Here is a 12,710-nt window from a genome sequence, read left to right on the forward strand (position 1 = left end):
TCTTTTAAAGGGAAGGAAATGTATGAAATTATTATGATAGAATCAATTTGTATTAAATTGAAAGGGGATGAGAGTATGCTAAAAAGAATGATTATAGGAGTTTCATCATTATTAGTGGGAGCAACAGTTGGCTTAGCGACTGATGTATCCGCAGCACCTGCACCACCATTAACATCATTAAATGTGGTAAAAGTTGAATCTCAATTAGGCGGGGTTGAATTTATTGGTCCTAATAATTTAAGTACAGCTAAAGATCACGGAGGGAGCTATTTATACATTTATACAAATGAAATGGGATATGGTAGAAATCCAATTGCTCAAATGAGTGGTCAAAAACTAAAAAAAGTAGATTCTAAGATGATTGATATAAATGGGGATAGAACAGTGGATGGATGGGAATATAAATGGGATGCTTCAGGACAGCAAAATGGGCAATTTAAATATCAAAATACATCTACAAATGCACCTTGGAATACATTATCTACGTCATTAAATATTAAATAAACTAACAGAAGAATTCGATGTTATTTTTTTATGTTTGTTATATATGTAACGTTTGGATACCTAAAGGAGTCTACGTTTTTAAGTAGGCTCTTTCTAACTAATGATAAGATATCAGCAAATAGATAAACTATTTTTTCTAATCGACAAATTAAAAGTTTACATAACATTTTTCTGGTAAACAATTCTAGGTTTAATAGTGTAATCAATAAAGTAAGGAAATCTTTCATAAAATCAATTAAGTTATTTAGTGGGTCTTTCATCATAAATATCTAAAACTACATATTTATGAAATTTTATAAAATTTTCACTTTATATTTAGTCCTAAATCATACGATTTTAATACAAAATACTATAATTTGATTAGTAATAGCAGTGAAAAAAACATTAAATATATCTAGATTTTAAAGCTAATGTTACTTTATTACGTAATTTGTTTAAAGGGATATATAGGGTTATTATTCAATGTAACTAAAATAATTTAAAAGGAGATAGGAAGTTATGTTTAAAGTAAAAACAAGGGGAAAAATAAAAGAAATTGTTATGGTTTCAACGGCTTGTACCATGTTGTCAATGTATGGAGCACCAATTTCTAGTACAGAGGCAGCAACCCGATCTCATGCCCCATCAGTTTATGTAACACCACAGAATACTGCTGCTTCAGATATTATTAGCATAGACTGGTCACCAGTCCAAACAGCACCTTATACATATTGGGCTGTGCATAACTGGAATCAGGGAGGAGAAGGTGGTGGTTATGCGGGCTTCCAACAACAAAGTGGTTTTGATCAATTCGGTAAACGTACCCTTCACTTTGCGCTTTGGGATCCAATAGCATCAAACCAAGCAATAAAAGCTGAGTATTTATCGCCGACTTCAGAAGCCAGTAGATTTGGTGGAGAAGGAACAGGTCTAAAGGTACAAACAACTTATAATTGGAAAGATAGTGAATGGTATCGAATGACTCTACGTTCTTGGCAAGAAGATGGCCATACAAAGTTTGGCCAGTGGATAAAAGATAATAAATTAAATCAATGGAAGTTAGTTGCTATTATGGATCATCCAGTTGCAAATGTGGCATTTAACTCTGGTTTATCGATGTTTCAAGAGGACTGGGCTGGTAATGGACAAGATGTAAGAGAAGCACGTCTTAAAAATGGATACAGTAGAAAAGTTTCAGATAAACAATGGAATTCTTGGAATAATCAGCGTATCTCTGGGCAACATGATACGTCCTATCAATACGATGGAGGAGCAACTTCAGAATATCTATGGGTTAGGGCAGGAGGAAATACTCAATCAACTATTGGTACTGGAAAAACCTTTAATATAAATCAGCCTAGTCAACCAGAAATGGGAAATTTAGATTTTGATATTCAAAATACTCGCTTTGAAGATGGAAAATTAAATGTTTCATGGAAATTGAAAGAACAAAGTACTCCACAGTTTAAAGGGAAAATTGAAATCTATGACAATGAAAAGTTAATGGGACAACCTTTGAAAGTAATCGATAATATTAAGTCTTACAAAACTGAGGTAAGTCAAACTATGCAATTGCCTCAAACGGCTTTTGCTAAAATTACATTAACAGACATACTTGATCGAACTGTAGAGAAAAAAGTAGAAATTACAAATGGAAATTCTGATATTTTAGTAGGGAACCAATTTGCATGGTCCCTAAAAGGATATAGTGATCGAGAAATTGCAAAAGTAGATTATAATAAAACAGCAGAAGAGCTGAAAATCAAATTAGAAGCTGGTGTGCCGCATTCTTATTTCAATAGCACATATGCAAGTATTAAAGTCCAGAATTCATCTGGTAGCGTTTTGTACAATAAGGAAATTATGGGAAATAGACAACAAAATGCTGAAACCCAAACAGTACCTGTAAAAGAGGGAGATTATATAGAATTTACTCATATAGAAGGGGAAGTGGCGAAGGAAAAAACACGAGCGACTTTAACTAACCTTGAGAATGGAAAACAGGAATATATAGGAAAGAAAAGAACATATCGGGTTACATCTACAGGTTTAATCAGACAATAGACGTATTAAAAAGTTGGGGGAATCCCAAACTTTTTTTATCATTTTAGTCAAGAGGATTCCTTCTTCAAGGAATGTGAAGTGAGTAGGTGGAGATAAACTGGCTTCGAATAACGGATAGCAGGAAGCTTTATCAATAAGTATGCAAATATTTTAAAAACTAATTTTTATACAAAAAGTGTATACTTATGACAAAAAAGTTTTGTTAAACCAATAATTTTGTTTTGGGTAAATTTAAGGTGCGTAATTAATATACATTTTTCGAGAAAAATGTATAATTATGTCAAATTTTCTTCATTTACATGACCATGAACGTGGTATAAAAATGAAGCATATCCAAAATTATTAAAGGAGCTGAAAAAATGATTAAAAAACTTATTATTGGTTCTGTTGTTTTAGGAACAGCAATAGGAGTAAGTAAACCTACATTTGCTTCAACAAATGATTCTCCATCACAGTTTCAAGATAGGGGAAATGCCCAAGTTCAATCAATACCATCACCATGGCAGTATTTAGGGCAAACCTCTAGGGAACTTCAAATTAAAACTAAGGATCCAAAAGTGCTTGCTTTTGAATTAGCAAAAGAAGCTCCATTTTACGAAGATGAATTAGTGGATGTGTGTTTTGCAATCTTAAGAGAAAATGTAGGTGTAGTATATTGGACAAGTAAGGAATGGGCTAGATTTGAAGTAGGAAATTACGAGTTTAAACATGAAATGAAAATTTATAGAGATAAAGAACGTCAGCAATTAATTACTTCAATAGAATCATAAAAAAAGAAGCTATCTTTAGTAAGATATGCATCCAATAATGTAGACAGGAAAAGAGAGCACATAAAACTGTTGCGATATTGGAAAGTAAACTAAAAAACAAGTATAATTACTTGTTTTTTTAGTTACAGTAATTATTTAGAAGGCTTAGCTTGTATATGTTCACATATATTTATTGGATAACCATAATCCTCTCTATACTATGATTGGGATACAAAAGCTAGAAAGGTATCAATCCATTTATTCTTAAATTGAATTAACATTCCTCCGTCATGGTAGGTTTCGTTATATTTTGAAAAAACACTTCACAAACAATATGTATTACTTTATGGGAACATTATTAAATTTGAACGATATTAACAATGCTTTGTTGATAATTAGCTAAAAAAGTATTGTACGATTAAATGTATTGTGTTACATTTGTGTTACAAGTTTGTTACGAAATGTTATAATTATTTCTATATCATTTCCTTTTGTTTCCTTAATGTTACGAAAGGTATAGATGTTTTATGTGTATAGGAGTGTGTGTAGTAAAGAGTCTGAGTTGAAAATACGTGCACACTTTAAATTTCCTTTCTGTCTGAATGAAGAAGACTACCAACTAATTAAAGGGTTCAAAGTAACAACTTTAAATAAAATGTGCTTCCTTTCCCACACACAATTGAGTACATATTTAAAGTACAGCCTAGTTGCTACACAGACTCTTGTACATATAAACATTAAGGTGAAATAGAGATAAGGATTTATTACATAATAAGCATTACTTAGCTAAACGTAAAAATATTATCTGGGCATTTTTATGAAATGTTAAAATGTCTAGATGATATTTTTTGAAGATTTCTTGGATGTGTTTATGAATAACAATTTCTAATACTTAATGATTCTCTACTACTGCAATATCCAATAATTTATGTAATAGGATTTATAAGGTGTATGTACATTCACTTATATAGGGAAAATGAGGTTTTTCATATGAAGTATAGTTATAAAGTGTTTATATTTATTTGGACAATTATTTTATTGTTTTTTCTGCTTTATTATGGTTACAGTGAAATTTCTGATACCAAGAAAGTGCCAGTTATAACAATCAAAAAATAGAAGTAAAGAATATTGAGAAAACCAAATGAGATAAAAATAGATACAGTAGAAAGGCTACTACAGGAAGTAATTAATCGTACGAAGTTAGATGGTGAAAATACATCTCTTTATAAAGATGCTATTCATGCAAGGTCGTTATCAAGTGGTCATAACCCATCGAGAACATGGGTAAAAACGTTACAAGGAAGTATGGGGGGATAGAATTCCAGAAGGCTGGAGGATATGTGGTGAAAATGTGTATGCTTGTCATGGCATTCACTACACAGCACTGACGTCCTATTTTTATGTCTTTTCAATATAGAATGAGAAAAATGAATGTTTATCGTGGGATGCAGCAGTTGCATGGTGTAAAAAGTTAGGCCTTGCACACGTTCCAGTGTTATATCGTGGCCCCTATAATGAAAAGGTAATTCGTTTGTGCTACAACGGTACTTCACTCTTTGGAGGGATTCAGGAGGGGTATGTACTTAGATTAACGGATGCGTTTCACTATAATGATTTTTCAAAATCCATAGGGGCATTTGTTCGAAAAGACCATGTGCAAACCAATCAGCACTGGATGACACAAGCGGTTATCCAAAATAAATTAGCAAAATAAAAACACGCAATTCCAAATGGAACTGCGTGTTTTTTCTTTTTTTAGCATCATTTGACGTTCATGTATGGTTACTCTTATTAGAGAATATGTCCCCTAACCACGGAAAACTATTAATTTATTAGTTTTTATTCGTAACTTTTAAAGTATCTAATACGACTTTAGTTGTGTCTGCAATAAGCTTATCATCATATTCTGCATCTTCTTTATCATGATTAGAAAGGATGGCAAGAACAATTGGCTTTTTATTTGGTGGCCAAATAATTGCAATATCATTCCTTGTTCCATAAGATCCTGCGCCTGTTTTATCAGCTACTTCCCATCCTTTTGGTACGCCCGCACGAATCAACTTATCTCCAGTCGTATTTCTCTTCATCCAATCTACTAATAATTCACGTTTCTCTGTTGGAAGTGCAGATCCTAATGTAAATGATTGAAGTGTCTTAGCGATCGCTTCTGGTGTACTGGTATCGCGCGTTTCTCCAGGATGTACTTCATTTAATTCAGGTTCAAATCGTTCAGATTTAGTAACCGTATCTCCCGTTTCTCTCAAGATTTTTTCAAATGCGGATGGACCACCTAACTTTTTAAGAATTAAATTATGTGCCGTACTGTCACTATATCGAACAGAAGCATCTGCAAGTTCTTTTAACGTCATTCCTGTATACACATGCTTTTCTGTAATTGGATTATAATTAGAAAGGTCTTCACGCGTATACGTAATCCCTTCATCAAGAGCTTCTATTGAGTTCTGACGTAAAAGAGCTCCCGCTGCTAATGATTTAGATGTAGAGGCAAATGCAAAACGATCATTTGAATGATAAGCAATAGTTTGATTTGTACCTGTATCCAGAGCATAAATACCAAGCTTAGCATTATATTCTTTTTCAAGCTTAGCAAAAGAATCATGACCTGTATTTTCTTGTTTAATTTGCTTTATTTGTTTTGTTTGCTTAGGTGGTCCAGATGGAGTATTACTATTAGAACACCCTATTAGTGTTACACATGAAAGTAATACGACAGGTACAATCTTTTTGTAGGTAAAGAACTTGTTTAAAACGTACATGAATTTTCAACCTCTTTCAACGATATATGGATTTTGTTTTGGTATTTTAAATACCGATGTTAATTAAAGCGGGTGTTGGATACCGATACTTCTGAAGTTGAATTTTAACAGGCTAAGCAGAACCAAAGCGTTTATATGAATGAACAGTTGCTGTTTAGGGTGTTTCTTTTTTTATAGTTTACCTGTGAAAGTATTAAACTCGTAACATTTAAATGAAGTATCTCAATACACACTTTTTTACATCACTTTACTTTGGGGAATAATAAGTCCTTTCATATTTTTAGGGGTACACATAATAGACACTCTAAGTAATAAATTTGTTCCATTTTAACTTGGTAAATGGTAAAGAAAATACAATGAATTGTAAATGAAATCTGTACGGGAATCTAGTACCGTATAGTACAGTGCATATGAAAAACTCCTCAATGCTATCTCTCAAAAAATAATAATTCTCGGCTTTATAAACTGTATTTTCAAAAATATTGCGAACTTGTAAGAAAAATGAAAGGTAATTCAATATGAGATAAACAACCTTACTACAATGAAAAACAGAATCATTATTAAAATCATGAGATACGATATCAAGTTATTTGCGTGTTTAATACATTTGACCAAATATTCCAGTTTTAATAGGAAAAGTCAAAATGTAGACAAGTATCTTCTATCAAATCTCATTCTTAGTGTGTACATTTGGAGGGAATTTCTCATATGAAATTAGTAAAAGTAAAAGATCTTAGTTAGGAGAAAGATGAGAATGCTAACAAATTCTATGGGAAGGTGAAGAAAGAAGGTAGCGTAGGTCTATTCATTAAGAGTAAGCTTGAGGAGATTATATCAGCTAAGTTACTCTTTAGCGACACAGTTAATCCTGAGGGGGATGAGACAATTACAAAAGAACAGCAAGTTGAATTTCACTTCTAAGAGGGGGCAGACGCCTCTCTTTTTTTATGTCGCAAATAGCATTAATTCGTTAAGTAATTTATATGAGATTATCTTAAATAAGTTAGTTAAGAAAGAAAAATAAAAGTGAGTAACAAGATAAAAATATACAGGTACGTAAAAAATAAGGAAGTTGTATTTGCAAGTGTTTTAGTAGGGTGTGATATCAACCGTATGGGTAAAGATGAATATTACGTTCAAATTAATATGGATGGAAAAGGAGGAGTTTCAAAATCTATGGATGGTAAAGTGATGGGAAAGGAGTATGAATATACATTATCGGGTTTTGATAAGGAAGGTAAAGAAAAAGAGTTAGAATTTATCGCACAAAAGAATCTTCGTAAAGAAGCATTCCTACGTGTATATCATTTAGATAAAAAGGTGTAACAGCTTGGGAGGAAGTGCTGGAAGACGGGATCCCTAAGAAAGCAAAAAAACTAGGTGTGAAATAATCAGTTATTTGTGATGGTGGATTCTCCTAGGTGGAGGGTTCGCCGTTTTTTATTATATGTTATGTTGTAGTTTTTATATAAAGCATATTGAAAAGATAGGGTAAATCTTCTGGAATGATACCTCCATAATTAATAATTTGTACGTTAACCTTTCCATTATTACTAAATCCATTTATATCAACAAATTTCCCCACATACCCCTTTGTACCAATATCTTTTAAAGTACGTATAAAAAATGCCCTTTATCTTATCTTTATCTTATCTTTACCTTATCTTTAAATTTTTATATTAAACTTAAAACCTTAAAGTATTGATGTTTGAGTCTAAAAAGGGCGGGAGATAGATGTTCATTACATAGTTTGTAAATAACCAATTACCTTTGAAAAATTAAATTTTTTATACGAGGAGGAATATATGAAGGATACAAGTAAAAAACAAATTATAAAAGTGTTCCTTATTAGTATTTTAGGCTTAGGAATAATACTTGGAATGCTATATTTTAATCATAAAACCAATATTCAAAAAAATAAAGCGCTAGCCACCGAAAAACGTGTATTGCAATATGAATCTACCTTGAAGAAAGAATTAGAAAAATATAATTTAGGAGAGAAAACAGCATTTTTATTAGGAATTATGTACCAAGAGAGTAGAGGTGAGGGAAACGATCCTATGCAGTCATCCGAATCACTTGGATTAAAGCCAAATGAAATTCAAGAGACAAGCTTGAGCATTGAACAAGGGGTAAAACACTTTGCTAAAATGTACAAATATGGAACGGACAAGGATGTTAGCATGGATACAATTATTCAAAGCTATAATATGGGGCCAGGTTATATTGATTTTGTTGCTAGTCAAGAAGTTAAACAACACTCGGAGGATTCAGCCAAAAAGTTTTCTAAGATGAAAGTTGATCAAAATCCAGCGATGTATACTTGTGGTGGAAATAAAAATAATTTTAGGTATCCATATTGTTATGGTGATTTCACATATGCCACAAAGGTAAATGAAAAAACAAAACTTATTGAAGAACTTCTTCGAAATGTACATAGCTCTTCTAAATAAGTTGCAGAATGAAATATAATGATACCCAGTTATTAACAATAATATCTAAGAAAAAACTACTTCCTTTCTTAATTCACATAATTTTCAAAAATAAATCCTGTGGATGTTAATATTTGTTATATAATATATTTGTCAAAGCATTACCCCTAAAGTTTCTACAGTCAATCTGTAAGATAGTTTGTTTGGCTCGTATATTCACCTTAAACTAAAAAGAACTTGTAGAGAGTCCTACAAGTTCTTTTTGTTTTAAGGGTTAAATGTGGATTTCAAATATAGTTGTAATTTTTTGAGGGGGAAAAGTAAATGTTTATAAAAACAGAAAGGTTATTAATACGGAAATTTGAGTTCAAAGATTGGCAAGCTGTTCATGAGTATACATCAGATATCAATGTTATGAAATACATACCTGAAGGGGTTTTTACTGAAGAAAATACAAGAAACTTTGTGAATGAAAACATTGGTGAAAACGCTAAGAACTTTCCTGTAGTATTAATTGATAAAGATATTCTGATTGGTCATATAGTTTTTCATAAATATTTTGGTGAGCATACATATGAGATTGGTTGGGTGTTCAATCCTAAATATTTCAATAAAGGATATGCTTCTGAAGCAGCACAAGCTACATTGGAATATGGCTTTAAGGAAATGAAATTACATAGGATTATAGCTACATGTCAACCACAAAATACCCCATCATATCGAGTGATGGAGAAGATTGGAATGAGAAGAGAAGGCTATTTCAGGAAGTGTATACCACATGGGAATGAATGGTGGGATGAATATTATTACGCTATTTTAGAAGAAGAGTAGTGTTTCAGAATGCATCATTTAAATTGACACTCTTATTCCTAAATAGGCAAGTTGACTATCTTTATTGGGGATTCTTGCTACTAAAGGCGAAGTTTATTTTCAGTATCGCTGACGTGCAAAACTTTGTATAATCTGATCTTATCTCTAAATCACAACTGTTACCCCATCACCATCAAGTTAAAGTTTCGTTTTATTTTGCTAACTTGATGGTGATGTGACGTAACCTTAATTATTTAAAAATTTTAAAAAGGCCCCTTAGTCATGTTAAAGGGACCTTGATCACGCAAATGATCTGTAAACCAATTCATTTTTGATATACAGATCATTTGTATAATAATTTTTATAAATAATTGCTAAATAGTGAATTTACATAAATGCTTTTAGTAGTTCTTGAATTAATGGGATTGCTCCACCTATAAATTTTAAAACTGCCATTGCGATTTCCATATTATTCTCTCCTCTTTTTCGTATTAAGATGTAATAAATCTTTATAATCTTATTATAGTAAGCGCTTACAATTATAACAATACATTTTCGTATGCAATATTGCATATTTATACATTAGATCTCTATTATTCATTTTTTAATGGTACTATAGCGAGGTGAGAGTCTTTAAGGGTTCTGCTTAATAGGAGGAAATATGGAAAGAGTGCAAGCGATTTACAGTAATCAAAAATTTAAGAGTTGGGTTAAACAGGTATTAGCTGTAGGAGGAGTAATAGGGTGCTGTTATTTGGTATTATATGTTTTCTGTTTCTTAGTTATCATGTAAATAGTATACAACTAAACTAGTAGAGTCTTGCCTAGAAAGGTAAGGCTCTTTTATTGTAGTATCTGGAGATGAGCAAACTACATACAATATCTCTCAGGTTTTTCAGATCACTTTGTACGGTTTCTTGTTTAGAACACTAATTCCTATCATTGAAAACAGAATTCTATGGATAAAAAATATGTTTTTACTAGATACATATTAAAAAGACAAGCATAAATTATATTAGATTTTGACAAAGTCTTTTTGATTTCGAAAAGGATTTAAATCTTACTTATAGATTTGATTCCTTTTTATATAATATAATCCTTATATTGATACGTAAATATAATACAGTAATAATGATTTAAAAGCAAGAATTTTAGTAGCGGTACGTTCACACATCCATCAACTTAAGATTTTAAAGTAGCTCTTAAACAAAAAAAATTCTTTTTTTAATTGATTAATAGTAAACAAGAAAGATTGGCAAATTAACAACTAAAGAGATTTATTCAGGTAAAATCTATCAAAAGGTCCTCTACAAAATTTATACATAATTCAATTACAAAACAATGTAAAAATTATGCGTTTTTGTAAAATAAATTCATTGACACTTGTGTATATAAGTAACTATACTCGTTACATCAAATTGAATGCGTGATAATACGATTTTATTATTATTACAAACATGTAAATATAAAAATAGAAAATTTCAATTTGATAAATACAATGGTAGAGGTGTTTATTTTAATGAAGCACAAATTAATTGCAACAGGTATCCTTGCAGGAGCTATATTATCCTATTCTTCTAATATTTTAGCAGATACTCATAAATTCCCAGATGTTCCTACATGGGCTGATAAATCCGTTAACTATTTAGTTGATAAACAGGTATTAAATGGTTATCCAGATGGAACTTTTGGTTCAAATGACTCCTTAGACAGAGCTTCGGCTACAAAAATTATGACAAAAGTTTTAGGGATACAAATTGATCCTAATGCAAAACCATCTTTTACAGATTCACAAAATCACTGGGCTACTCCTTATATTGCTGCTGCTGAAAAAGCTGGTATTGTTAAAGGTGAAGGGAATGGAATCTTTAATCCATCCGGAAAAGTAACTCGTGCTGCTATGGCTACCATGCTAGTAAATGCATATAAACTACAAAGCACAGCAAATCATAACGAGCAGGTTAGATTTGAAGATTTAAAAGGGCATTGGGGAGAAAAACATGCCAATATTTTAATAGATTTAAAAATTTCTAATGGTACCGAGAACGGTTGGCAACCAAATAGATTTATAACACGTGCTGAAGCTGCTCAACTTACTGCAAAAACAGATATGTTACAACAAAATTTAAACGATGAAAAAGAGGTTATTACTGCTACCTCATATGAAGATTTAAATTTAACAGTGGCTTCGAAAATTACAGCTCAAGAGATTGATAGTTTTATTGCGAAATATCACTCGGATAGTCCTTTAGTTGGACATGGGCAAGATTTTATCAATGCGCAAAATCAATATGGCGTGAGTGCTCATTATTTAGCAGCGCATGCGATTTTAGAATCTGGATACGGAAAATCAGAAATCGCATATCAAAAACATAATCTATTCGGTCTACGTGCATATGATGGAGATCCGTTTAAATATGCAAAATATTTACCAAGCTACGGGGATAGCATTGCTTATAACGCTAATTATGTACGAGAAAGATATTTAGAAGAAAGTGGTATGTATTATAACGGCCCAACATTAACTGGCATGAATGTGAAATATGCATCAGATAAAGGCTGGGCTAAGAAAATTGCGGGTATTATGGAACGTATTAAACCGTTTCATGTAGAAGACTATACATATGCAAAAAAATTACCAAAGAATCCTGAAACATTAGATGTCGACGCGTTATCGAATGAAATTCCATATAAAATGTATGCAGACGGTTCAAGCTCAAATGTTGTATCATCAGCTGCTTACTACCAGGTACCTTATCCATTTAATTTAAAAATTAAAAGTAGACCAGATGTAGCTGTCGAGGAGAATAAAGTTGGTACAGTAACCCCTGGAACAACCATCTTTATTTATCGTGAAGATCCAAATGGATGGGTAGAATTCTCTTTTGAAGCTAATGGAGAAAAATATTGGACATTAAAAAATAAATTAAGTATGTAATTAAAAAGATCTATTGCACTAGTTTTAAAAGTATGGGATTGGACAATTGATTCTCTAGATTGGAAATACAGTAAATTACCCGTTGATGTAGCAGCTGCAAAGATTATTCAAAATGTTGCGCAAAGTAGGTTCATTTTCAGCACTATCTCCTGGTTCACCGTAATCTTTAATGATGTAATATCCCTTATCTTAAATGTATATATTGAATATATGAATATATTGTGTTATGATGTGAATTAGAAACTCGCGTGTTTCAAATACAACATTTTTATCTTCTTGATGACCTCTTATCTTTCCATAAGAGGTCCTTTTTTATCCCTCCGTATTGCATAGCCGCTAAAATACTATGAAAAGATACTAGAGACTACTACAATGTGATATTCTCTAGTATTTTTTCTTTATCCATATTATCTATTGTTGGGTAATCGATGAATTATTAATTTTTGTATGATTTTCA

General features: G+C 31.6%; 10 protein-coding genes and 5 pseudogenes. 11 read left to right on the forward strand and 4 right to left on the reverse strand.

Annotated elements, in window-relative coordinates; genetic code table 11:
- Positions 1-18: 18 nt before the first annotated feature.
- The 3 genes from ACTFN4_RS22825 (at position 19) to ACTFN4_RS22835 (ending at position 3,317) form a co-directional block, all read left to right on the forward strand.
- Entirely contained in the window at positions 19-504 is a 486-nt protein-coding gene (locus ACTFN4_RS22825) for a DUF4879 domain-containing protein (protein WP_048535311.1), read from the forward strand.
- Positions 505-1,002: 498 nt separating this feature from the next.
- Positions 1,003-2,547, forward strand: a complete 1,545-nt coding sequence (locus ACTFN4_RS22830) for a DUF3472 domain-containing protein (protein WP_439962827.1) — start codon at positions 1,003-1,005, stop codon at positions 2,545-2,547.
- Between the two features lie 359 nt (positions 2,548-2,906).
- A complete protein-coding gene (locus ACTFN4_RS22835) occupies positions 2,907-3,317 on the forward strand; it encodes a hypothetical protein (protein WP_439962828.1) in 411 nt (136 codons plus the stop codon).
- A gap of 197 nt (positions 3,318-3,514) precedes the next feature.
- Here the strand turns inward: ACTFN4_RS22835 and ACTFN4_RS22840 are convergent.
- Positions 3,515-3,601 (reverse strand): annotated as a pseudogene (locus tag ACTFN4_RS22840) (DUF2278 family protein); the annotation flags it as partial.
- Between the two features lie 823 nt (positions 3,602-4,424).
- Between ACTFN4_RS22840 and ACTFN4_RS22845 the strand changes: the two are divergent.
- Both ACTFN4_RS22845 and ACTFN4_RS22850 read left to right on the forward strand, forming a co-directional pair.
- On the forward strand, positions 4,425-4,613 hold the full coding sequence (locus ACTFN4_RS22845; RefSeq protein WP_255262012.1) for an RNA ligase family protein: 189 nt from the start codon (positions 4,425-4,427) through the stop codon (positions 4,611-4,613).
- Positions 4,614-4,647: 34 nt separating this feature from the next.
- Positions 4,648-5,010, forward strand: a pseudogene (locus ACTFN4_RS22850) (RNA ligase family protein).
- Between the two features lie 118 nt (positions 5,011-5,128).
- Here ACTFN4_RS22850 and blaIII read toward each other — a convergent pair.
- Positions 5,129-6,073, reverse strand: a complete 945-nt coding sequence (blaIII, locus tag ACTFN4_RS22855; RefSeq protein WP_000289423.1) for a class A beta-lactamase BlaIII — start codon at positions 6,071-6,073, stop codon at positions 5,129-5,131.
- Between the two features lie 777 nt (positions 6,074-6,850).
- Between blaIII and ACTFN4_RS22860 the strand changes: the two genes are divergently transcribed.
- On the forward strand, positions 6,851-6,994 hold the full coding sequence (locus tag ACTFN4_RS22860) for a hypothetical protein (RefSeq protein ID WP_002196501.1): 144 nt from the start codon (positions 6,851-6,853) through the stop codon (positions 6,992-6,994).
- 117 nt (positions 6,995-7,111) lie between these two features.
- A pseudogene (locus tag ACTFN4_RS22865) lies at positions 7,112-7,464 on the forward strand (YxeA family protein).
- A gap of 77 nt (positions 7,465-7,541) precedes the next feature.
- Here the strand turns inward: ACTFN4_RS22865 and ACTFN4_RS22870 are convergent.
- Positions 7,542-7,664: pseudogene (locus ACTFN4_RS22870) on the reverse strand (histidine kinase); the annotation flags it as partial.
- 214 nt (positions 7,665-7,878) lie between these two features.
- Between ACTFN4_RS22870 and ACTFN4_RS22875 the strand changes: the two are divergent.
- Positions 7,879-8,526: a lysozyme family protein gene (locus tag ACTFN4_RS22875; RefSeq protein WP_074593641.1), complete on the forward strand. Its 648-nt coding sequence runs from the start codon at positions 7,879-7,881 to the stop codon at positions 8,524-8,526.
- A gap of 303 nt (positions 8,527-8,829) precedes the next feature.
- Positions 8,830-9,336 carry a GNAT family N-acetyltransferase gene (locus ACTFN4_RS22880; protein WP_000470144.1) on the forward strand — a complete coding sequence of 169 codons (507 nt, stop codon included), beginning with the start codon at positions 8,830-8,832 and terminating at the stop codon, positions 9,334-9,336.
- 366 nt (positions 9,337-9,702) lie between these two features.
- Here the strand turns inward: ACTFN4_RS22880 and ACTFN4_RS22885 are convergent, their stop codons facing one another.
- Positions 9,703-9,888: a hypothetical protein gene (locus ACTFN4_RS22885; RefSeq protein ID WP_074593642.1), complete on the reverse strand. Its 186-nt coding sequence runs from the start codon at positions 9,886-9,888 to the stop codon at positions 9,703-9,705.
- A 946-nt stretch (positions 9,889-10,834) separates the two neighbouring features.
- Between ACTFN4_RS22885 and ACTFN4_RS22890 the strand changes: the two genes are divergently transcribed.
- Entirely contained in the window at positions 10,835-12,253 is a 1,419-nt protein-coding gene (locus tag ACTFN4_RS22890; protein WP_439962829.1) for an S-layer homology domain-containing protein, read from the forward strand.
- A gap of 24 nt (positions 12,254-12,277) precedes the next feature.
- Positions 12,278-12,370 (forward strand): annotated as a pseudogene (locus ACTFN4_RS22895) (polysaccharide deacetylase); the annotation flags it as partial.
- Positions 12,371-12,710 lie beyond the last annotated feature (340 nt).

The sequence above is a fragment of the Bacillus cereus group sp. MYBK95-2 genome, from assembly GCF_051915225.1.
GTDB classification, from domain to species: Bacteria; Bacillota; Bacilli; order Bacillales; family Bacillaceae_G; genus Bacillus_A; species Bacillus_A cereus.